This window comes from Cellulomonas dongxiuzhuiae (assembly GCF_018623035.1).
GTDB lineage: Bacteria > Actinomycetota > Actinomycetes > Actinomycetales > Cellulomonadaceae > Cellulomonas > Cellulomonas dongxiuzhuiae.
Genome location: NZ_CP076023.1, coordinates 3,712,793 through 3,734,188, shown reverse-complemented (window position 1 = coordinate 3,734,188; position 21,396 = coordinate 3,712,793). Strand labels below are relative to the sequence as shown.

General features: G+C 76.0%; 16 protein-coding genes. 15 read left to right on the top strand and 1 reads right to left on the bottom strand.

Annotated elements, in window-relative coordinates:
- Window positions 1–23: 23 nt before the first annotated feature.
- The 14 genes from KKR89_RS16815 (at window position 24) to KKR89_RS16750 (ending at window position 18,963) form a co-directional block, all read left to right on the top strand.
- Window positions 24–4,418 carry an FtsK/SpoIIIE domain-containing protein gene (locus KKR89_RS16815; RefSeq protein WP_208196472.1) on the top strand — a complete coding sequence of 1,465 codons (4,395 nt, stop codon included), beginning with the start codon at window positions 24–26 and terminating at the stop codon, window positions 4,416–4,418.
- Window positions 4,418–4,702, top strand: coding sequence for a hypothetical protein (locus KKR89_RS16810; RefSeq protein ID WP_208196471.1), 285 nt, complete (start codon window positions 4,418–4,420; stop codon window positions 4,700–4,702). The genes KKR89_RS16815 and KKR89_RS16810 overlap by 1 nt, the downstream gene beginning before the upstream one ends.
- The gene (locus KKR89_RS16805; RefSeq protein ID WP_208196470.1) at window positions 4,699–6,045 is read left to right on the top strand and encodes a hypothetical protein; all 1,347 of its coding nucleotides are present in this window, start codon (window positions 4,699–4,701) and stop codon (window positions 6,043–6,045) included. The genes KKR89_RS16810 and KKR89_RS16805 overlap by 4 nt, the downstream gene beginning before the upstream one ends.
- Complete coding sequence (locus KKR89_RS16800; protein ID WP_208196469.1) at window positions 6,042–6,764, top strand: hypothetical protein; 723 nt, start codon at window positions 6,042–6,044, stop codon at window positions 6,762–6,764. Before KKR89_RS16805 ends, KKR89_RS16800 begins: the two co-directional genes overlap by 4 nt.
- A complete protein-coding gene (locus KKR89_RS16795; RefSeq protein ID WP_208196468.1) occupies window positions 6,761–7,417 on the top strand; it encodes a hypothetical protein in 657 nt (218 codons plus the stop codon). The genes KKR89_RS16800 and KKR89_RS16795 overlap by 4 nt, the downstream gene beginning before the upstream one ends.
- A gap of 167 nt (window positions 7,418–7,584) precedes the next feature.
- A complete protein-coding gene (pdhA, locus tag KKR89_RS16790; protein ID WP_208196467.1) occupies window positions 7,585–8,748 on the top strand; it encodes a pyruvate dehydrogenase (acetyl-transferring) E1 component subunit alpha in 1,164 nt (387 codons plus the stop codon).
- Complete coding sequence (locus KKR89_RS16785; RefSeq protein WP_208196466.1) at window positions 8,745–9,815, top strand: alpha-ketoacid dehydrogenase subunit beta; 1,071 nt, start codon at window positions 8,745–8,747, stop codon at window positions 9,813–9,815. The genes pdhA and KKR89_RS16785 overlap by 4 nt, the downstream gene beginning before the upstream one ends.
- A 21-nt stretch (window positions 9,816–9,836) precedes the next feature.
- A complete protein-coding gene (locus tag KKR89_RS16780) occupies window positions 9,837–11,369 on the top strand; it encodes a dihydrolipoamide acetyltransferase family protein (RefSeq protein WP_208196465.1) in 1,533 nt (510 codons plus the stop codon).
- Between the two features lie 193 nt (window positions 11,370–11,562).
- Window positions 11,563–12,396 carry a hypothetical protein gene (locus KKR89_RS16775; RefSeq protein ID WP_208196464.1) on the top strand — a complete coding sequence of 278 codons (834 nt, stop codon included), beginning with the start codon at window positions 11,563–11,565 and terminating at the stop codon, window positions 12,394–12,396.
- 196 nt (window positions 12,397–12,592) lie between these two features.
- A complete protein-coding gene (locus tag KKR89_RS16770) occupies window positions 12,593–13,306 on the top strand; it encodes a copper resistance CopC family protein (protein ID WP_208196463.1) in 714 nt (237 codons plus the stop codon).
- Window positions 13,307–13,326: 20 nt separating this feature from the next.
- Entirely contained in the window at window positions 13,327–15,414 is a 2,088-nt protein-coding gene (locus tag KKR89_RS16765) for a cytochrome c oxidase assembly protein (RefSeq protein ID WP_208196462.1), read from the top strand.
- Window positions 15,411–16,718: a hypothetical protein gene (locus tag KKR89_RS16760; RefSeq protein ID WP_208196461.1), complete on the top strand. Its 1,308-nt coding sequence runs from the start codon at window positions 15,411–15,413 to the stop codon at window positions 16,716–16,718. Before KKR89_RS16765 ends, KKR89_RS16760 begins: the two co-directional genes overlap by 4 nt.
- 128 nt (window positions 16,719–16,846) lie before the next feature.
- Window positions 16,847–17,128, top strand: a complete 282-nt coding sequence (locus tag KKR89_RS16755; RefSeq protein ID WP_208196460.1) for an isoamylase early set domain-containing protein — start codon at window positions 16,847–16,849, stop codon at window positions 17,126–17,128.
- Between the two features lie 308 nt (window positions 17,129–17,436).
- On the top strand, window positions 17,437–18,963 hold the full coding sequence (locus KKR89_RS16750; RefSeq protein ID WP_208196459.1) for an MATE family efflux transporter: 1,527 nt from the start codon (window positions 17,437–17,439) through the stop codon (window positions 18,961–18,963).
- A gap of 46 nt (window positions 18,964–19,009) precedes the next feature.
- On the opposite strand, the gene KKR89_RS16745 is transcribed toward KKR89_RS16750, so the two are convergent.
- Complete coding sequence (locus KKR89_RS16745) at window positions 19,010–19,897, bottom strand: hypothetical protein (RefSeq protein WP_208196458.1); 888 nt, start codon at window positions 19,895–19,897, stop codon at window positions 19,010–19,012.
- A gap of 190 nt (window positions 19,898–20,087) precedes the next feature.
- Here KKR89_RS16745 and KKR89_RS16740 point away from each other — a divergent pair, with 190 nt between their 5' ends.
- A complete protein-coding gene (locus KKR89_RS16740) occupies window positions 20,088–21,350 on the top strand; it encodes an MFS transporter (RefSeq protein ID WP_208196457.1) in 1,263 nt (420 codons plus the stop codon).
- The last annotated feature ends 46 nt before the right edge of the window (window positions 21,351–21,396 follow it).

The following is a 21,396-nucleotide window of genomic DNA, read 5'->3' as shown; positions in this document are numbered from 1 at the left end:
CGTCCCGCGCCGGAGGATCCGCGATGCGCCTCATGATCACGCTGGCCAGGCCGGGTGCCTGGGCGAGCGACGTCGTCGTGGACGCGGACCCGTCGACCTGCGTCCGGGACGTCGTGAAGAACGCGGTCGACGGGCTCGACCCGTCGCGCCACCCGTGCGACGGGCTGGACCTGACGACGCTGCACGTGGGCCGCACCGTCGTGGACGCCGCAGCGCCGCTGGCCGGCAGCGGCGTCCGCGACGGGGCCGTGCTGTGGCTCGGCGGCCCGGACCCGACGCCGCCGCCGGCTCCCGCGCTCATGACGCTGCGCGTGGTCGCCGGGCCCGACGCGGGTCGCGTGTGGCACCTCGGAGCCGGCTCGTACGACCTCGGTGTCGACGGCGCGGGCGCGGTCGTGCTGGACCTGGCGCCCGTGGTGCTCGTGACGGTCCGCGTCACGCTCGACGCGCGCGTGCACCTCGAGCCGTGGGAGGTGCCGTCGGCGGGACCGGTCGGCCCCGTGCTCCTGGAGGGCGAGCCGCTGCCCGTCGGGGGCACGACGTGGCGCGGGTCGGCGCTGCTGCACGTCGGCGAGCGCCTGCTCGAGGTGCACCCGGCGGCCGCGCCCGACGCGGTCCTCGAACCGTCGCCCGAGGGCGAGCACCTCGACTACAACCGGCCGCCGCGCCTGCTGCCGCCGCAGCGGCGCACCGAGTTCCAGCTGCCGCCCGAGCCCCGTGCGCAGCCCCCCGCCGTGATGCCGTGGCTGACGGCGCTGCTGCCCGCGGTCGGCGCGACCGCCATCGCCCTGATCATGCGCAACCCCATGTACCTGATGTTCGCCGCGATGTCCCCGGTCATGGTGCTGGGCAGCTGGCTGTCGAACCGCCGCGGCGGACGCATCGGCCACCGGCGCCGGGTCGCCGAGCACCAGGCGGACCTCGCGCGCGTCGAGCAGGAGGTGCTCGAGGCCCTCGCGACCGAGCGCGCCGACCGCCGTTCGGCCAGCCCCGACGCGGCCGAGCTGCTGCTGGTCGCCACGTCGCCGCGCGCGCGGCTGTGGGAGCGACGGCGCACCGACCCCGACCACCTGCTCGTGCGCGTCGGCACGGCGGACCTGCCGAGCACGCTCGTCGTCACGCAGGGCGAGGGCCTGCACCGCAAGCAGGAGCCCCGCACGTCCGCCGACGTGCCGGCGGCGCTGTCGATCGCGCAGGCCGGCGTCGTCGGACTGGCAGGACCCGGGGACTGGCCGCGGTGTCTCGCACGGTGGTTCGTCGCCCAGCTCGCGGTGCTGCAGAGCCCGCGTGACGTGCAGCTCTACGTCCTGACCGACCCCGAGGGGGAGCGGTGGTGGGGCTGGGCGACGTGGCTGCCGCACGTGCGGCCCGTGCTCGGGCAGCAGTCGCTGGCGCTGGTCGGCTCGGACGCCGAGACGCTCGCGCGCCGTGTCGCCGAGCTGCTCGACCTCATCCAGGGGCGGCAGCGCGCGCGGCTGGGCGCCGGCGCACGCGCCGCGCTGCCCGACCCCGACGTCGTCGTCGTGCTCGACGGTGCGCTGCGGCTGCGTGCGCTGCCGGGTGTCGTGACGATCCTCCAGGACGGCCCGGCGGTCGGGGTGCACTGCGTCTGCGTCGACGCCGACGAGCGGACCCTGCCCGAGGAGTGCGCCGCGGTGGTCGTCGGCGCCCCCGGCCGCGGCGGCACCCTGCGCCAGCAGCGCGCCGCGCAGATCGAGGACGTCCGTGTCGACGAGGTGGGTGACGACTGGTTCACCGCGGTCGGGCGCAGCCTCGCGCCGCTGCGCGACACGAGCAAGGCCGTCGGTGAGGCGGCGCTGCCGTCGGCCGCACGCCTGCTGGACGTCCTCGACCTCGCCGAGCCCGGCCCCGCGGCGATCGCCGCGCGCTGGGGTGCGGGCGGCAGCACGACGCGCGCGGTCGTGGGCGTGTCCCTCGACGGGCCGTTCCCGCTCGACCTGGCGGAGCACGGGCCGCACGGTCTCATCGCCGGGACCACCGGCTCCGGCAAGTCCGAGCTGCTGCAGACGGTCGTGGCGTCGCTCGCGGTGGCCAACCGGCCCGACGCGATGAACTTCGTGCTCGTCGACTACAAGGGCGGCGCCGCGTTCAAGGACTGCGTCGACCTGCCGCACACGGTCGGCATGGTCACCGACCTCGACCCGCACCTCGTCGAGCGCGCGCTGACGTCCCTCGGTGCCGAGCTCGCGCACCGCGAGCGCGTGCTCGCCGCCGCGGGCGTCAAGGACCTCGACGACTACCTCGAGGCGCGCGTCCGCCGGGGGACGCTCGACCCGATGCCGCGCCTGCTCATCGTCATCGACGAGTTCGCGTCCGTCGCACGCGAGCTGCCCGACTTCGTCAGCGGGCTGGTGAACATCGCCCAGCGCGGGCGGTCCCTGGGGATCCACCTGCTCCTGGCGACGCAGCGGCCGTCGGGGGTCGTGTCGGCGGAGATCCGTGCCAACACGAACCTGCGGATCGCGCTGCGCGTGACCGACGCGGGGGACAGCACCGACGTCATCGACGCGCGCGAGGCCGCGGGCATCGCACCGAGCCAGCCGGGCCGGGCGTTCGCCCGACTGGGGCACAGCGCGCTCATCCCGTTCCAGGCGGCGCGCGTGGGCGGTCGGCGGCCGCTGCGGCGGGCCGAGGTCCCCGCGCCCTACCTGCGCCCGGTGTCCTGGTCCGACCTGGGGCGTCCGGTCCCCGAGCGCCCGCGCGGCGAGCGTGCGGAGGGCGAGGTCACGGACCTGACGGTGCTCGTCCGCGCGATCGGTCTCGCGGCGGACATGCTCGGCGTGCCCGAGCAGCGGCGCCCGTGGCTGGCCCCGCTGCCCGCCACGCACGTCCTGCCCCTGGCCGACGCACCGCGGCGGACCGCCGACCCGACGTTCGTGTGGGGGCGTCGCGACCTGCCGCGCGCGCAGCGGCAGGAGGACGTCGTCACCGACCTCGGCACGTTCGGCCACCTGCACGTGGCCGGCGCGGCGCGGTCCGGGCGCTCGCAGGCCCTGCGGACGTTCGCGGCCGCCGCCTGCGCCGCGACGGGCGTCGCCGACCTGCACCTGTACGGCATCGACTGCGGGAACGGCGCGCTGCTCGCGCTGACCCGGCTGCCGCACTGCGGCGCCGTCGTCCAGCGGACGGAGACCGACCGGGCCGCCCGGCTGCTCACGCGCCTGCAGGCGGAGGTGCAGCGCCGGCAGCGGGTGCTCGGCGAGGGCGGGTTCGCGAACGTGTCCGAGCAGCGCGCGGCGGCCGCGCCCGGGGAGCGGCTCCCGCACGTCCTGCTGCTCGTCGACCGCTGGGAGGGCTTCACGACGACGCTCGGCGAGCACGACGGCGGCGCGCTCGCCGAGACCGTGCACGCGCTGCTGCGCGAGGGGGCCAGCGCGGGCGTGCACCTGGTCATCGCGGGCGACCACACGCTGCTCGGGGGACGCATCGCGTCGCTGTGCGAGGACAAGCTCGTGCTGCGCCTCGCGGACCGCACCGACGCGACGCTCGCGGGCCTGCCCGCGCGGTCCTTCCCGGAGAACCTGCCGCCCGGGCGGGGGCTGCGCGTCCCCGGGGCCGTCGAGACGCAGGTCGCGCTGCTGGCGGACGACCCGTCGGGGCCGGCTCAGGTGGCGGCGCTGCACGCGCTCGCCGACCGCCTGACCGCCCGCGAGCAGCATGTGCCGCGAGCGGCCCGCCCGCCGCGCATCGCCGCCATGCCGACGCGTCTGACGTTCGAGGACGCGTGGGCCGCGGTCGAGCCGCGGCCCCTGTGGGCGCTGCTCGGTGTGGGTGGTGACGAGCTCGAGCCCGTCGGCGCGGACCTCGCCGTCGACGTGCCCACGTTCCTCGTCGCCGGTCCGGCGCGCTCGGGGCGCAGCACCCTGCTCGCGGTCGTGGCGGAGTCGCTGCTGCGGGCGGGCGTCGAGCTGGTCGTCGGTGCGCCGCTGCGCTCACCCCTGCGCGACCTCGCGGGACGCCCCGGCGTGCGTGCCGTCATCCTCGACGACGCCCCCGACGAGGCGACGCTCGCACCGCTGGTCGACGACGGCGACGGTCCCGTGGTGCTGCTCGTGGACGACGCGGAGGCGTGGCGCGACGCCCCGGCGCGCGAGTGGCTGCGCCGCCTCGTGCGCCGCGCGTCGAACGACCGCCGTGGCGTCGTCCTCGGTGGCGAGATCGGCAGCGTCGGTGCCGGGTTCACCGGCTGGCAGGCCGACGTCAAGAAGAACCGGCGCGGTGCGTTGCTGTCACCGCAGAACCTCGCCGACGGCGACCTCGTCGGTGCCCGCCTGTCCCGCTCGCAGCTCGCCGCCCGTGTGGTGCCCGGCACCGCGCTCGTGCACCTCGGCGACGGCACGTACCTCACCACGCAGGTGCCGCTGGCACCCGTCACACCACGGAAGGAGCTGGTCTGATGGCCGACCTCGTCGTGAGGGCCGACCTCGCGGACCTCGTCAGGGAGCTCGACATGCTCGTCGGCGAGTTCAAGGGGGCCCTCGACCTGGAGAACGACACGGCCCGGGCCTGGGGGCAGCACCACGCCAACCTGACGATGGGTGACTTCGCGGACAACTGGACCGCCAACCGTGACGTCCTGGTCACCGACATGGAGAAGCTCCGCGACGCCGCGCGGGCGGCCGACGAGAAGTGGGCCGAGATCGACCAGTCGCTGACCGACAGCCTTGAGGTGGAGAAGTGAGCGACGAGTGGGGCGTCGTCGGCTGGTCGAAGGACCCCGTGGACGGCGGCGACCTGGACCAGGTCGCCCACGCCCGGCGTCGCTACAACGGCATCGCGGAGACCATCGAGAGCGCCGTCGCGCGGCTCGATCGCATCACCGCGAGCGAGGACCAGCTGCGCGGCAAGTACGCCGACGAGCTGCGCAAGAAGGCCACGGAGGTCCACGAGAAGCTCGCGAAGGCCGCGGTGCGGTACGCGGACGTCGCGCGCGAGGTCGCGGTCTACGAGCCCGAGCTGAGCGAGGCCCTGGTCGAGACCCGCGCCGGCCTCGCCGACGGCAAGGCGGCGGCCGGCGCGCTCGCGACCGCCGAGGCACTGCCCGACGGCGAGCCCGACGAGGGCGGCGTGCTCGACGACGCGGACGTGGCGGCCGACGTGCGCAAGCGCCAGGGGATCGCGACGGCGGACACGAACCTCGCCGCCGCCAAGCGTCGCGTCCAGACCGCCTTCGACCAGCTGCAGGTCGCGGGCAAGCGCCTCGGCCACGCCGTGAGCGCCCGGAGGTACGACGACGGCCTCACCGACTCAGGGTGGGACAAGGCGACCGCCGTGCTGAAGAAGATCAGCAGGATCCTCTCGATCATCGGCATGGTCCTGGCGGTGCTGTGCTTCATCTTCCCGGGGGTGGCGGCGCTCCTGCTGGTGGCGGCCGCCGTCGCGGTGGCAGGCTTGGTCGCCGCCGCCATCCTCTACGCGAAGAATGAGGAGGGGCTGCCGGACCTGATCTTCGCGATCCTCGGGGTCGTGCTCCTCGGGGGCGCGGCGTGGGTGACGACGGTGACACGCTCAGCCAAGGCTGCGGCGCACACGAAGAACTTCGGGACGTTGAAGGTGCCGCCGAAGTCGTTGCAGCAGCCCGTCGGCGAGGGGAAGGTGGTCGTGCGAGTGAACCCTGCAGCCGCGGGGTCCAAGGCCCGGTCCGAAGGGCTCGGGTTGCTGTCCAAGGCGATCTCCACGGTGTTCCGACGCCCGCACGTGCCGACCGAGGTCGGGCTCGGGCGGTCGTCGCTCGAGCAGCTGAGGGAGGCGGGGCGGATGTGGGGCCAGGCCACCTCGCTGCGTGGCGCGGGGGCGCTCGGGAAGGACTGGTGGAAGGGCGTCAGCGGGATCTCCCAGTACCGGAGTCTGAAGGAGGCGCGTCTGGTGGTGGATGGGTCGGCGTCCAAGTGGTGGGTGGCGTGGACGTTCGGCAACTCGGCCTTCACCTTCGGGCCCGGGCTGGTGTGGACCGGCCTCCGTACCGAGTGGCGCGACTGGCGCGACCAGAAGACCGGCGAGTTCGGGAAGATCGAGGATCTGTGAGCCCTGCGCTCGTGGTGCCGGACGTCACGTGGACGTGGGCGTGGGTGCCGGCGACCGACACCCCGGGCGACCAGCTCGCGGACTGGTTGACCGCCACAGCCGAGCAGCTCGCGGCCTGGACCGACGGTCCGGACGTCGCGTCCCTGCCGGTCGAGCTACGTGCGGAGGCGCAAGCGGAGATGACACCGCAGGCCATCGGGCGAGCGACTGCGCTGTGGCTGTGCGGCCGTGCTGCCGAGTGTCCCGCGGGTGTCCGGGTGGTCTGGGGCGCAGGCTTCGTCGCAGAGGCGGACCGGCCCCTGTGGGCTCCGATACCCGTGGCCGTCGAGTTCCGCACCCCCGTCGCCGACGATCCGACATACCTCATGGACACGGTCGGGACCCGCGGCTCCGAGGGTGACGGCCGGCCGCCCGTCGTCGACTACGTCACGACCGCGGCGGGTGACGGCGTCCGCGTGGCCGCCCTCGTCCGCGAGCCGGGTGGCGTCGCGTCCTGCCGCGTCGACGCCGCGCTGCGGGCGGAGGTCCCGGCGTACGGCGACCGGCCCGCGTCGAGCGTCGACGTCGTCCTGTCGACATGGACGGACGACCTGGGCCTCGCCGGGGCGCTGGGGGAGGGCGTCGCCGACCTCATGCAGCGGGTCGCGACGCTGCTGCTTCCCGGTGAGGACGGGGTGCCGGGGATCGTCCTGGAGAACGAGGAGAGGAGCGTGCCGTGATCGACGTCGAGATCCTGGTGCCACAGGGTTGGTTGCGGGTGCCGACCTCGCCCGGGACGGAGCGGCTGCGCCACCGCGTCGTGGAGGACGTGGTGCGCTGGTTCGTGCCGGACTCGCTGCCGCGGGACAAGGCCGGGCCATGGCGCCGTGAGCTGCGCAAGAGCCTGGCCGGTGCGGTGGACGAGGCCGCGGACGCCGGCGCGCAGTCGGTGCTGCTGCCGCTCACGGAGTACGGCGGCATGCGGCTGCCCGGTTCGCTGCTGCTGACGGTCCTGGAGGACGAGCCGACGGTCGACGCGCAGGACCTGCTGAACGAGGTGCTGGCCGAGGCGGGGGAGGACGGGACCCTCCTCGACGTGGGCGGCGGCCCGGCGGTGCGGGTGCGAGCGGTGGTGGACAGCGGGCGCATCGGGCGCCCGCAGCCGTCGGTGCGGGTCGCGTACTACGTGGCGCACCCGCAGGTGGCGGGCGTGTGGGGGCTGCTGACGTTCACGGTGCTGACCGACGGGGACACCGAGGCGCTGCCGGTGCTGGGCGTGGAGGCGATGTTCGACGCCGTCGTCGGGACGCTGCAGTGGGTGGAGCACGACGGGGGCCCGTCGGCGGACGAGGTGCTCGCGCAGGTGGAGGCCCTGGAGCCGGCCCGCGCGTGAGGGGGCCGAGCGCGCGGACGGTGCCCGGCGCCGCGCGCCGGGGCGCGCGACGGGTGTGGGGATCCGACAACCGCGCGCGGTGAGGGTTGTCGGACTCTTCCCGTCGAAACCTACGCCTCCGTAGCCTACGCTGACGTAGGTTCGCACCCCAGGCGAAGGAGAACCGCGTGAGCACGTCCGCACCCGCGGCCGACGGCCCCCTGACCGACGACGGTCTCGTCCAGCTGCTCACCCCGGCAGGCGAGCGCGTCGCGCACCCCGAGTACGACGCGTGGGCCGACGACCTCGACGGCGACCGGCTGCGCGCGATGTACCGCGACATGGTCCTCACCCGCCGCTTCGACAACGAGGCGACGTCCCTGCAGCGCCAGGGCGAGCTCGGGCTCTGGGCGCAGTCGCTCGGGCAGGAGGCCGCGGCGGTCGGCTCCGGCCACGCGCTGCGCCCCCAGGACCACGTGTTCCCCTCCTACCGCGAGCACGGCGTCGCGCACGTGCGCGGCCTGGAGATGACCGACCTGCTGCGGCTGTTCCGCGGCGTCGACCACGGCGGCTGGGACCCGGCCGACCACGGCTTCCACCTGTTCACGCTCGTCATCGGCTCGCACACGCTGCACGCGACCGGCTACGCGATGGGCGTGCAGCGCGACGGCCTCGTCGGCACGGGGGACCCGACGCGCGACACCGCGGTCGTCACGTACTTCGGCGACGGCGCGACCGCGCAGGGCGACGTCAGCGAGGCGCTCGTGTTCGCGTCGGTCAACCAGGCGCCCGTCGTGCTGTTCTGCCAGAACAACCAGTTCGCGATCTCCGAGCCGACGACGCGCCAGGCGCGCGTGCCGATCGCCGACCGCGCACCGGGCTTCGGCATCCCGTCCGTGCGCGTCGACGGCAACGACGTCGTCGCGTCGTACGCCGTCACGCGCCAGGCGCTCGAGCGCGCCCGCAGCGGCGGCGGCCCCACGTTCATCGAGGCCTTCACCTACCGCATGGGCGCGCACACGACGTCGGACGACCCCACGCGCTACCGCACGTCGGAGCAGGAGGAGCACTGGCGCCGCCGCGACCCGATCGAGCGGCTGCGCGTGCACCTCGAGCGCACGGGCGAGCTGCCCGAGGTCTTCCAGGCGCAGCTCGCCGCGGAGTCCGACACGTTCGGCGAGCACATCCGCACGACCGTCCGGGCGATGGGCCACCCGTCGCCGCACACGATGTTCGACCACGTCTACGCCACGCCGAACGCCGTCGTCGACGCCGAGCGCGCGTGGTTCACGCAGTACGAGCAGTCCTTCGTCGACCACGACGGCCGCCAGACGGCAGGAGGCCACCGATGACCGTCACCAGCGAGCGCGCACGGCTCACCGAGCTGCCGCCGGCACCCGCGCCGGCCCCGTTCCCGACGGGCACGCAGCGGCTGCCCATGGCCAAGGCCCTCAACCTGGGCCTGCGCCGGGCGCTGGCTAACGACCCGCGCACGCTGCTCATGGGCGAGGACATCGGGCGGCTCGGGGGCGTCTTCCGGGTCACCGACGGGCTCTTCGCCGAGTTCGGCGACGACCGCGTCGTGGACACCCCGCTCGCCGAGTCGGGCATCGTCGGCACCGCCATCGGCCTCGCGCTGCGCGGCTACCGGCCGGTGTGCGAGATCCAGTTCGACGGGTTCGTGTTCCCCGCGTTCGACCAGATCACGACCCAGCTGTCGCGCATGCACTACCGCTCGCAGGGGCGGCTGCGGCTGCCCGTCGTCATCCGCATCCCCTACGGCGGCGGCATCGGCGCGATCGAGCACCACAGCGAGTCGCCCGAGGTGCTCTTCGCGCACACCCCGGGCCTGCGCGTCGTGTCCCCGTCGAACGCGTCCGACGCCTTCACGATGATCCAGCAGGCGATCGCGTCGCCGGACCCCGTGATCTTCCTCGAGCCCAAGGGCCGGTACTGGGAGAAGGGCGACGTCGACCTCGACGCACCCCTGCCCGCACCGCACGGCAGCCCGTCGGACCTCGACCACGCGCGCGTCGTGCGGGCCGGCACCGACGTCACGATCGTCGCGTACGGCCCGACGGTCGCCACGGCGCTCAAGGTCGCGGACGCCGCCGCGACCGAGGGGACGAGCATCGAGGTCGTCGACCTGCGCACCATCTCGCCGCTCGACACCGCGACGGTCGCCGCGTCCGTGCGGCGCACCGGCCGGTGCATCGTCACCCACGAGGCGCCGGTGCTGTACGGGTCGGGCGCGGAGGTCGCGGCGCGCATCACCGAGGAGTGCTTCTACCACCTGCAGGCACCCGTCCTGCGGGTCGGCGGCTTCCACACCCCGTACCCCGTCGCGAAGATCGAGCACGACTACCTGCCCGGGCTCGACCGGCTGCTCGACGCCGTCGACCGCGCCCTCGCGTTCTGACCCGCCACCGGAGAGCCTCGCGTGCCCACGTACCAGCAGTTCCCCCTGCCCGACGCCGGTGAGGGCCTCACCGAGGCCGACATCGTCACCTGGCACGTCGCGGTCGGTGACCGCGTCGAGGTCAACCAGACGATCGTCGAGATCGAGACGGCCAAGTCGCTCGTCGACCTGCCGTGCCCGTGGACGGGCGTCGTGACGCGCCTGCTCGTGGACGTCGGCGCGACCGTCGAGGTCGGCACGCCGATCATCGAGGTCGACGTCGACCCGGACGGTGCGGCACCCGCCGCCGGGCCCGCCGCGGGCGCCGAGGGCGTGCGCGCCCGCCACCCGCACCCGAGCCGGTCGTCGGCCGAGCCCGGGGGAGCGGACGAGGTCGAGGCGGCGCGCGACGAGGCGCAGGCGGTGTCGGCAGGTGTGTCGGCGGCCGGCGCCGCGGCCGGTGGTGCCGCCGGTGGTGCTTCGGGCGGTGGCTCCGGCGCGGTGCTCGTCGGGTACGGCGTCGCGGACGGGTCGTCGGCGCGTCGGCCGCGGACGGGGGCACCCGCACCGGGCGCCGCGGCGCCGACCCGCGCGCCCGCCGCCGCCCCCGCGGCCGCCGCCGCACCGGCCCCCGCGCCGGAGGGGTCGACGAACCGGCCCGACGGGACCGCGCACGCGCTCGCCAAGCCGCCCGTGCGCAAGCTCGCGCGGGACCTGGGCGTCGACCTCGACGCCGTCACGCCCACGGGCCCCGGCGGCATCGTCACGCGCGAGGACGTGCTGGCGCACTCGGTGCGCGCGGACGGCCGCGAGCTCGCCACCTACCCCGGCGACGACCGCCCGTGGGCGGCGGGCGGCGTCGTCAGCCCGGACGGCCGGCAGACGCGCGTCCCGGTGAAGTCGGTGCGCAAGCGCACCGCCGAGGCGATGGTCTCCAGCGCGTTCAGCGCGCCGCACGTCACGGTGTTCCACACGGTCGACGTCACGCGGACCATGAAGCTGGTCGAGCGGCTGCGCACCGACCGCGAGTTCGCCGACGTGCGCGTCACGCCGCTGCTCGTCGCCGCGAAGGCGCTGCTCATGGCCGTGAACCGGCGGCCGGAGATCAACGCGTCGTGGGACGAGACGACGCAGGAGATCGTCTACAAGCACTACGTGAACCTCGGCATCGCGGCGGCGACCCCGCGCGGGCTCGTGGTCCCGAACATCAAGGACGCGCACCGCCTCGACCTGCTGGGCCTCGCGCGCGGGCTCGGCGAGCTCACGGCGACGGCCCGTGCCGGGCGCACGTCGCCGGCCGACATGTCGGACGGCACCATCACGATCACCAACGTCGGGGTGTTCGGCATCGACACCGGGACGCCGATCCTCAACCCGGGCGAGGCCGCGATCCTCGCGTTCGGCGCGATCCGGCAGCAGCCGTGGGTGCACAAGGGCAAGGTCAAGCCGCGCCACGTCACGCAGCTCGCGCTGAGCTTCGACCACCGGCTCGTCGACGGCGAGCTCGGCAGCCGCGTCCTGGCCGACGTCGCCGCGGTCCTCGCCGACCCGGCCCAGGCCCTGGTCTGGGGCTGACGCCGCCCGGGACCGTCGCCGGCGGCTCCCGTCCCGGCCCGTGGGACGGGCCCTCGTCGAGACCGGCTCGAGTCGTCGACCCGGCCCCCGGGGACGACGCAGCCCGGTCTCGACGCGCGACGCCTGCCCCAGGCGGGTGACTGAAGCGATTCGGCGGGTGGACGGGGGGCCACCGGCGGGCGATGTTCTGCGGATGTCGGCCGACGTGACGACGACGCTCGCGGGCCGCACCCCGGTGGTGCTCGCCCGCGGGGTCGGCCTGACCGCCGCCGTGCTCGCGGGCGCCGTCACCGGCCACTGCCTGGCCGGGGGCCACGTGCCCGGGCCCGCGGTGCTGGGCGCGCTCGCCGCGCTCGTGCTCGTCGCCGGGGTGCTGGGCGCCCGCACGTCGGGCGGCCGCGGCACGCGCGTGGTCGCCGTGCTCGCGGCGGCCCTGCTCGCGGTCGCGCTCCTGCCCGTCCTCACGATGCTCGCGGCCCCGTCCGGCGCCGTCGCGGTCGTCGACGGCCACGTCGCCCACGGTGCGACCGGCGTCGTGAACGCGCCGGACCAGGACGTGAGGGATCAGGGCGCGTCCGACGCGGTCGCGCCGGCGGCGGGCTCGGCGGGCGGCACGGGAGCGGTCGACCTCGCGACGCTGCGGGCCGCGGGCATCGACCTCGACGCCGTGCGTGCCGCGGCGTGGGACCTCGACGCGCTGGTGGCGGCCGGCCTCGACGCCGCCACGCTCGAGGCCGCGGGGCTCGACCCGGCCGACCCGCACGCACCGCACACGGTCGCGTCCCTGGTCGCGGCGGCCGACCGCGCCGCGGCGTCCGGTGCCGCACCCGACGGGGTCCCCGCGGACGTCCCGGCCGCGGGGAGCGCCCCCGTGCCGCAGGAGGCGGCCGCCGCCGTCACGGGCGACCGACGCCCCGCCGTCGCGGCTACGCTGCTGCTCACCGCGGCGCTTGCGGCGACCGCGCTGACCCTGCCCGTGCCCATGCGCCGCCGTCGCCCCGGTCCGTGGGCCGTGGCGGCGGCGTGAGAGCAGCGGCGTGCTCCGCGACGTCCCGGGGCAGCAACGCGTCGGCGGGGCGCACGGGCGCAGACCGGATCGCTCTCTCACGGCCTGAAGGCGGGGCGCCCCCGGCCGTGCGGCACGGGAGCGCACCTGATTCGTCCCCGCCCGTGCCCGCGTGATGGGATCGACGGGCTGTCGTCCCTGCCGGAAGGTGGTCATCGTGCCCCGCGTCGTCCCGACCCTGCGCGCTCGTGCCGCGCGCCGGAGCGGCGTCCTCGCCGCCCTCGTGCTGCTGATGGCGGTGCTCGGGGCGGCCCCCGCGGCCGCGCACAACACGCTGCGCTCGACCGACCCGGCGGAGGGGTCGACCGTCGCGACGCCGCCCACGCAGGTGACGTTGACGTTCGACCAGCCGGCCGTCGAGCTCGGGACGCAGGTGGTCGTGACGGGACCGGACGGCGTCGTCGTCAGCGACGGCCCGGCGCAGCTCGTCGACGCGTCGGTCGTCCAGCCGCTGGTCGCGACGCCGCTGCCTGCGGGCACGTACGCTGTGGACTGGCGCGTGACCTCCGCCGACGGCCACCCGCTGTCCGGGAGCCTGACGTTCGCGGTCACCGCGCCGGCGGCCGCGGAGCCGACGCAGGCGCCGGAGACCGCCGCCGCGACACCCGACGCAGCGGCGACGGACGACCAGACGGTCGAGCCCGCACCGACGAGCGACGTCACGATGACGGCCGTCGGGGGCCCGCTCGACCAGGAGGGCACCTCGCCGTGGGTGTGGGTCGCCGTGACGGCTGCGCTCGTGGCCGTCGCCGGCACGGCCGCGGTCGTCGCGTCCCGCCGACGCGCCGCGCAGGGCGGTGACGTCGCGGCGGGGCCCGCGACCGGGACGTCGGCCGACCGCGCGGACGACGGGTCGTCCGCCGGCGCGTGAGGCACGCCTAGGCTGTTCCGGTGGACGAGAGCGAGACCCTGGTACGGCGAGGCGCGCTCGGCGTGCTCGCGGCCGCCGGCACGGTCGCGGTCCTCGTCGGCGTCGCATTCTCGGGGGTCGCGACCGCGGTCGCGATCGGCGACCCCGGTCCGCTCGTGCGGTGGGGGCTGCCGGTCGTCGAGACGCTCACGGAGCTCGCCGCCTCGCTGACGGTCGGCGCGCTGCTGCTCGCGGTGTGCGTGCTGCCGCGCCGGACCGCGACGCCCGCCGCGACACCGGCAGCACCCGCCGCGACACCGGCCACAGGGCCGGGCGCCGCGGTCGGGCGCACAGCGGTCGACGGCTCGGCCTACCCCCGCAGCCTCGTCCTCGCGGGCGTCGCCGCAGGTGCGTGGACGGTCCTGTCGGTCGTGCACCTGGTCCTGGCGTACGCCGCGGTCGCGGGGGCCTCGCCGACGGCGCCGTCGTTCGGCGACGAGCTCGTGCTGTTCGTCACGCAGATCGACCTGGGACGCACGCTGCTGTCCGTCACGACGGTCGCCGCCGTCGTCACGGCCCTCGCGCTGGTCGTCGCGACGCCCACGGGCGCCGCGTGGACGGCCGCGCTCGCGCTCGTCGCGCTCTGGCAGCTCGGGCAGACGGGCCACGCGGCGGGCGCCGCGAGCCACGAGCTCGCGACGTCGGCGATGGTCCTGCACCTGGTCAGCGCCGCGGTGTGGATCGGCGCGCTCGCGGCGCTCGCCGTCCTGGTGCGCCGCCTCGGGACCGACGTCGTGCCTGCGGTCGCCCGGTTCTCCGTGGTCGCCGGGTGGTGCGTCGTCGGCGTCGCGGTCAGCGGCGTCGTCAACAGCGTCCTGCGGCTCGGCGGGTGGGACGGCCTGCAGACGCGCTACGGCGTGCTGCTGATCGTCAAGGTCCTGCTGTTCGGTGCCCTGGCGCTGCTGGGTCTGGCGCACCGGCGCGCGACGATCCCGCACCTGGCGGGGCCGCGCGGCGGCGTGCTGTTCTGGCGCGTCGTGCTCGTCGAGCTCGCGGTCATGGGCGCCGTCTCGGGTGTGGCCGTCGCCCTCGGCTCGTCCCCGCCGCCGGTGCCCGAGACCGCGGCGGCCGACACGTCGCCCGCGTACGTCCTGACGGGGCACCCCCTGCCGCCCGAGCCGACGGCCCTGCGCTGGCTCACCGAGTGGCGCTGGGACGTGCTCATGGCGTGCGCGGCGGCCGCGGGCGTCGTCGTCTACCTGCGCTGGGTGCGGCGCCTGCGACGCCGCGGCGACACGTGGTCGTGGCTGCGCACGGCCTCCTGGGTCGTCGGCGTGCTGCTGTTCGCCTGGACGACCTCCGGCGGGCCGTCCGTCTACGGCCACGTCCTGTTCAGCGCGCACATGATCCAGCACATGGTGCTGGTCATGGTGGTGCCGCTGTTCGTCGCGCTGTCGGCGCCCGTGACGCTGCTGCTGCGCGCGGTGCCGCCCCGCGCCACGACGCTGCGCGGCGACGTGTCGCGCGGGCCGCGCGAGTGGGTCCTGACGCTCGTGCACAGCCGCGTCGGCCGCTTCTTCGCGAACCCGCTGGTCGCGGCCCTGAACTTCGCCGGGTCGATGGTGGTCTTCTACTACTCGGGCCTGTTCGAGTGGTCGCTGCGCTCCCCGGTGGGCCACCTGGCGATGGTCGTGCACTTCACGCTCGCGGGCTACCTGTTCGTCAACGCGCTCGCCGGCATCGACCCCGGCCCGACGCGCCCGGCGTACCCGATGCGCCTGCTGCTGCTGTTCGCCACCATGGCGTTCCACGCGTTCTTCGGCGTGGCCCTGGTGGGTGGCGAGGGGCTGCTCGTGGCGGACTGGTTCGGACTGACGGGCCGGCCGTGGGGGCCGTCGGCGATCCGGGACCAGCAGCTCGGCGGGTCGATCGCGTGGGGCATCGGTGAGATCCCGACGCTCGCGCTGGCCATCGTCGTGGCGGTCCAGTGGACCCACGACGACGAGCGCACGGCCCGTCGCCGCGACCGCCGCGTCGACCGTGACGGCGACGACGAGATGGACGAGTACAACGCGATGCTGGCCGGTCTGGCCGGCCGCGACGCACCGCGCCCGGGAGGCACGACGTGAGCACCGAGGGACCGACGGCGTCGGGATCGCCGACGTGGGGTTCGACGTCGGGTGCGGTGCCGCCGCCCCCGCCGCCGCTCGCCGTCGACGCGGGCCACGCACCGTTGCAGCCGTTCGCCGCGCCGTCCGTCCCGCGTGCGCCCGCCGGCACGCTGACGCCGACGTCGTACGGTGCCGCCCCGTCGTACGGTGCCGCCCCGCCGTACGGGACGTCGCCTTCCGGGGCGCCCCCGGTCTACGGGACGCCCCCGCCCGACGGCACGCCCGGTACGCACCCGCCGCACGGCACGCCCGCACCCCCGCCCCCGCCCGCGTGGTCCCCGCAGGGCGCGCCACGGGGCCCGGGCGACGGTGCCGGCGGCGTACCCGGCCGGCCCGGGACCGCCGCGCTGGTCCTGGGCATCGTGGCGCTCGTCCTGGCCTGGGTGCCGTTCGTCGGCGTCGTGGCGCTGCCCCTGGGCGTCGTCGCGCTCGTGGCGGGGCTCGCGGCGCGGCGTCGTCGCGGCGGCGTGCGGCCCGCGTCGGTCGGGCGGGCGACCGCCGGCGTCGTGCTGGGGACCGTCGCGGTGCTCGTCGCGGTGGTGGCCCAGGCGTCCTACGTCGTGGTCGCGACCACGTCCTCGGACGGGAGTGACGCGCGACCCGGCGACGTCGCGCAGGACGACCGGGCCGTCGACGGCGGGACCGACGACGACGCGGGCGGTGACGACGCGGCCGGCAGTGACCCGTCGGTCGTGCCGCCCTGGGAGCCGCTGACGGTCGAGCAGGTCGACTTCGGCCCGGAGCCCGACCAGCCGGGCGTCTGGTGGTACGTCGCGGTCGTCGACAACCCGAACCCCGCGCACAGGTTCGGGTCCACCGAGATGTCCGTCGAGGCGCTCGCTGCGGACGGCACGCTCCTGGTCGCGGAGTGGGCGTACGCCGACGCGCTGCCGGGACGGACGGCGGTGTCGGGCACGTTCCGCGAGCTCGGCGACCAGGTGCCGGACCGCGTCGACGTCCGGCTGCCGCTGCTCCAGCCCGTGACGTACACCCCGGGGGCCGGCCGGCTCACGGTGGGCGAGCTGACGGTGCGCAGCGAGTCCTGGGGCGTGACCGTCGAGGGGACGGTGTCGAGCACGCTCGACGAGGGCACGGAGATGCCGCAGGTCGTCGTGGTCGCCACCAGCCCCGACGGCGAGGTCGTCGCGGTCGGACGCGGGTACGCCTTCGACCTGGCGGGGGGCGGCGACGCCGCGTTCGACGCGACGTTCTACCAGGAGCTGCCCGCGGGGACCACCTACACGGCGTACGTCGCGCCCTGAGGCTGCGACACGCCGTCGGGACACCCAGCCGTCACACGGGGGTCACCGTGTCGCGGCGGTCCCGGAAACATGGCCGCGTCACCATTCACCCGTCCGTGTCGCCCGGCCGAGGGGAAGTGGAGCCGCCCGTGCTCAAGAAGTCCCGTTCCGTGAAGTCCGCCACCTGCACCCTGACGTTCGCGCTGCCGTCGACCGTCCTGGACGGTCCCGTCAGCGTCGTCGGGACGTTCAACGACTGGACGCCCGGCGTCCACCCCCTGCGCCGCCGTTCGAACGGCACGGCGAGCACGTCGGTCGTCGTGCCGGCGGGCTCGACCGTGCGGTTCCGCTACCTGGGGCCGCAGGGTCGCTGGTTCGACGACGTCGACGCCGACGAGATCACGCCGGAGGGCTCGGTCGTCCGGGCGTGACGTCGCCGAGGTCACATCGGTCAAGGTGAGCCCTGCCGCGGGTCCGCCGCGGCCCACGGCAGGGTTGTCCCCACGTCAAAGTCGGACGCGTGACCATGAGGACGCGGCCTGCCGTTGACGTCCGCGTGGTGGGCGCGTGCCCCGGGGTCGCCCCGGGGCACGGCGACGGGAGGGCCCGGACGGCTCATGTGCGCAGGTTCACCCTGCTCAGCGGGCGATCGTATCGATACGATCAGGCACTGACGCGACCAGGCACCGACCACCGCGCCCCCAGCAACCCAGCCCCACCAGCGCGGAGTCCCCTCGTCATGTCGAAAGCCCTCACCACCGGTAGCCCGTGGCGCGTCATCGCGACGTTCGCCGTGCCGCTGCTCATCGGCAACGTCGTCCAGCAGCTCTACCACTTCGTCGACGCGATCGTCGTCGGCCGCGTCCTGGGCGTCGAGTCGCTCGCCGCCGTCGGCGCCACGGGCAGCCTGCTGTTCCTGCTCATCGGGTTCGCCTGGGGCACCACGTCCGGCTTCGCGATCCCGACGGCCCAGGCCTTCGGCGCCGGGGACCACGCGGCCGTCCGCCGCTCGGTGGCCACGGGCGCGCTGCTGACCGGTCTGATCACCGCCGTGCTGACGGTCGGGGCACCGCTGCTCGCCGAGCCCGCGCTGCGCCTCCTGCGCACCCCGGAGGAGCTCCTGCCGGAGGCGACGACCTTCGCGCTCATCAGCTTCCTGGGCGCCGCCTCGACGATGTTCTTCAACTTCCTGTCCTCGGTGATCCGGGCGACCGGCGACTCACGCACGCCGCTGGTGTTCCTCACCGTCAGCTGCGTGATCAACATCGGCCTGGTCGTCGCGCTCGTGAGCGGCCTCGGCACCGGTGTCGGGGGCGCCGCCCTCGCGACCGTGGCGTCGCAGGGCATCGCCGTCGCGCTGTGCCTGCTCTACGTGTGGCGCCGGGTCCCGGTCCTGCACGTGCGCCGCGAGGACTGGCGCGTGACGCGGGCCGACGTTGCCCGGCACCTGCAGCTCGGCCTGCCGATGGGGTTCCAGGCGTCGATCATCGCCATCGGGGCGCTGGCCGTCCAGGTCCGCCTCAACTCGCTCGGCCCCGAGGCCGTGGCCGCCTACACCACCGCCGGCCGCGTCGACATGCTCGCCGTCACGCTGCTGTCGTCGCTGGGGCTCGCGATGTCGATGTTCGTCGCGCAGAACCTGGGCGCCGGCCGACCCGACCGCATCCGCGCGGGCGTCGTGCAGGGCGTGTGGATGGCGGTCGCCGCGTCGGTCGTGCTCGGCGCCGTGCTGATCGTGGCCGGCGGCCGCCTCGTCGGGCTCTTCGTCGGCGACGGCGAGCAGCACGTCGTGGAGCTCGCGACCTACCTGCTGGTCGTCAACGGCGCGCTCTACGTCGTGCTCGGCGTCCTCATGGTCCTGCGCGGTGCGCTGCAGGGGCTCGGGCACACGATGGTGCCCACCCTGACGGGGCTCGTCGAGCTCGTCATGCGGGTCGGCGCAGCCGTCGTGCTGGGAGCGGCCTTCGGGTTCGAGGGCGTCGTGTGGGGCAACCCGCTCGCGTGGCTCGGTGCCGTCGCGGGCCTCGTCCCGGCGTACGTCCGGGCGCACCGCCGCCTCGCGTCCGCACCCGTCGCCCCGCTCGCGCGGGTCGGGGCCATGCCGGAGCCCGTCGCGCTCGAGGGCCCGTCCGAGGGTGCGATGGTCGTCGACGCCGTCGTCCCGCAGCCCCGCGCGGAGCAGTCACGGCGGGACGGGGCCGCCGCGGCCCGCGAGGACGCGGCCGACGAGACCCGTCAGGAGCTGCGCGAGCCCGCCGCGCACTGACGGGCCACGCACGGCGAGGTCCGCGCGCCCGCGACCGGCGCGCGCCTCAGAGCAGGCCGAGCGGCGCCGTCGTGAACGCCCAGGCCAGCCAGGTGGCACCCACGACGACCGCGGCCCGCAGCGCGACGCCGGCCGGGGTCAGGTGCCCGGCGCGCAGGTCGGCGCGGGGGTGGCCGGGCGTCGCGGCCGCCCGGTCCGGCCAGGGCAGCGGCGGGGGAGCGGCCGGTGAGGTGCCGTCCGGCGCGAGCGGTCCGCCGCCGCGCCCGGGCAGCCCGCCGGACCCGGCCGGGCGGCCGGACGGCAGCGGTCGCACCACGCGGCGACGCGCGACGCGCACATCGGCGTCGAGCGCAGCCGTGGTCAGCACGTCGTGGCGGTGGGGCCTGCCGAGGTGCAGGCGCAGGTGCAGCGCGAGGCCCGCGGCGTCGGCCGGGTGCAGGCGCTCCGGCAGCGCCCGCAGGTGCGCGGCGAGGTCGTCGCGCCCGACGACCGTGGCACCCTCGACCACGTCGGCGGCCGGCGGCGTCGGGCCCGGGAGGCACACGAGCGCGCGCACGGCCGTGCGGTGACGCGGTGCGAGGAGCGTCGTAACGACCGCCGCGGCCCGGACGGCGTCCGCCGCGCGCTCGGTGGGCGCCGGGGCGTGCTCCGTCCCGTCGGGACCCTCGTCGCCCGCCCACGGGCGGATGCCCACGACGACGACGCCGCCCGGTCCCACGACGACGTGGCCCGCGCCGGCCGGTCCCGGGCCGTGCAGGGCGTCCAGGGTCGTCCAGCCGTCCGGCTCCAGGCTGCGGAGCACCGCGGTCACCGCCGCGGCGGCCTGCGGGTCGGCGGCCCGGCGTCGCGCCCACGACGGCAGGCCGCGGCGCGCGCCGCTGCGCACCGCGGGCGACCCGCGGCGCGTGACGACCGGCTCGTTGCCGATGCTCACCAGGACCTCATGCCGACGTATCGGCCCGTCGGCCGCCCGACCTGAGCCGGGCGCGCGGGACGGCCCGCGCCCGAGCCCGACGCGCCCGAGCCCGACGCGCCGAGCCGGACGCGGTGCACGCGCGCGCCGCGGTGCGGACGTCGTAGGGTCACCTCGGTGCCGGGCCAGGCACCCTGGACAAGGGGGACCGATGCAGGAGGTTGCCGTCAGGCGGGCGCGGGTGGCGGTCGGCGCCACGTACGCGGCGCAGGGCTTCGGGTACGCGACCGTCGTCACCGCGCTGCCCGGGCTCAAGGCCCGCACGGGCATCGAGGACGACACGATCGCGCTGGTCCTGCTCATGGGCGCCCTGCTGGCCGCCGCGGGCTCGGTGTCCGCCGAACGGCTCGCGCGCCGGTGGTCCAGCCGCACGGCCGTCGTCGTCGGCCTGCTGGCCCAGGCGGTCGGTCTCGCGTTCGTCGCCGCCGCGACGTCGGTGCCGTCGCTGGTCGGGTCGTTCGTGGTGTTCGCGCTCGGCCTCGGCATGGTCGACGCGTCGTGCAACATGCAGGGCGTCGCGCTGCAGCACCGTGTCGGTCGGGCCATCCTGTCCACCCTCTTCGCGTGCCTGACCGTCGCGGCGATCCTCGCGGCCCTCACGCAGTCGGGGCTCGCGCGGTTCGGCACGACCACCGGTGCCGTGTCGGCCCTGCTGGTCGCGGTCGTCGTGGCCGCCGGCGTCGCGCTCGTCGTGCGGCCCTCGCTCCTGCCGAGGACGACGGCTCCCGCCGGCCCGCAGGCCGTGGCCACCGACGGTGCCCACCACGCCGACGGCATCGCGCCCGGAGCACGCACGGGCGTCGCCCCTCCCGACGCCCCCGCCGAGACCGCGCGCACCCCCCTGCCGCGCGCCGGCATCTGGCTCTTCGGTGCGCTGGTCGCCGTGGCGTTCGTCGTGGACTCCGCCGTGAGCAGCTGGAGCACGGTCTACCTGCACGACGAGCTCCTCGCGTCGGGGGCCGTCGCGCCCCTCGGCTACGCCGCCTACCAGGGCGCGGTGCTCCTCGCGCGCCTCGCGGGCGACCCGCTGGTCCGGCGCTACGGCCGCGTGCGCGTCGCGGCACCCACGGGTGCCATCGCGGCCGTCGGGCTGTTCGTCGTCGCGCTCGTGCCCAGCCCGGGCGCCGCGGTCCTCGGGTTCGCGCTGGCGGGCATCGGTGCCGGGACGCTCGTGCCGCTCGCGTTCTCGGCCGCGGGTGAGCTCGCGCCCGCGCGGCTCGACGACGTCGTGGCGCGCATCAACCTCTTCAACTACGCGGGCGCGCTGCTCGGGGCCGTCGTCATCGGTCTGCTGTCGGAGGTGACGGGCCTGGGCCCGGCGTTCCTCGTCCCGGCCCTCATGCTCGTGCCTGCCATGGCGGTCGTGCCGCGGCTCGCCGGCCGCTCGACGAGCCCCGCGCCCGCGACCCGCTGACACCCCCGCACCACGCGTGCGGGTGGTCGACCTCCCCGGACCTCAT

Bases quoted from the DNA above. Each gene is read 5' to 3' on its own strand.
- KKR89_RS16815 (WP_208196472.1), top strand. From the start codon at position 24: ATGCGCCTCATGATCACGCTGGCCAGGCCGGGTGCCTGGGCGAGCGAC.
- KKR89_RS16810 (WP_208196471.1), top strand. From the start codon at position 4,418: ATGGCCGACCTCGTCGTGAGGGCCGACCTCGCGGACCTCGTCAGGGAG.
- KKR89_RS16785 (WP_208196466.1), top strand. From the start codon at position 8,745: ATGACCGTCACCAGCGAGCGCGCACGGCTCACCGAGCTGCCGCCGGCA.
- KKR89_RS16775 (WP_208196464.1), top strand. From the start codon at position 11,563: ATGTCGGCCGACGTGACGACGACGCTCGCGGGCCGCACCCCGGTGGTG.
- KKR89_RS16750 (WP_208196459.1), top strand. From the start codon at position 17,437: ATGTCGAAAGCCCTCACCACCGGTAGCCCGTGGCGCGTCATCGCGACG.
- KKR89_RS16740 (WP_208196457.1), top strand. From the start codon at position 20,088: ATGCAGGAGGTTGCCGTCAGGCGGGCGCGGGTGGCGGTCGGCGCCACG.